We start from the raw sequence: 478 nt of genomic DNA, 5'->3' as shown, positions 1-478 counted from the left end.
AATTCCTCCCAAGGCACCTCACCTACGTAAAATTTTACTCCCATATCGCCACCCCCGTATTAAAAACTATGAAATTACTGGTTTGTGCTATTCTCTTAATTTTAAACTCTGTATTTGATAGCTATTTTTCTTCTAGTAGCCTTTTGATGATATATACCTGTCCTTTTCCAGTTACTCTTGTTGTCCTATAGCTGAATGTTCCACTAGTATTTTCTTTTACTCCCTCAGTTACTTCGAAGTATCCTCTGTCTACATACTCCTGTTTAGGTTCTGTGGAGAGTTTAAAGACAAGTCCCCATTCCCTAAGCTTATTCCATAATCTCTTCTCTCCGATTGTTACACCTTTCTTGCTAACTATTTTTGCTACTTCTCTTACTAATAAAGAATTTTCTGTAGCTGCTATTTGATTATTAAATCTTTCAGCTTCTACTCTCTTAGCTCTTTCTTCTTTCAGTTGTGTTGCTAGTTGGATTATGGT

At 35.8% G+C, this 478-nt stretch carries 1 protein-coding gene; it reads right to left on the bottom strand.

From position 1 onward, the window contains the following. Positions 1-121: 121 nt before the first annotated feature. Positions 122-478: phage antirepressor KilAC domain-containing protein (locus tag RCF13_RS09635; RefSeq protein WP_308141099.1), on the bottom strand; the 357-nt coding region annotated here is incomplete at its 5' end.

This window comes from Stenotrophomonas maltophilia group sp. RNC7, from assembly GCF_030910085.1.
GTDB classification, from domain to species: domain Bacteria; phylum Pseudomonadota; class Gammaproteobacteria; order Xanthomonadales; family Xanthomonadaceae; genus Stenotrophomonas; species Stenotrophomonas sepilia.
Note: the sequence above shows the minus strand (reverse complement) of the source record. Positions and strands in the feature narration are given on the sequence as shown.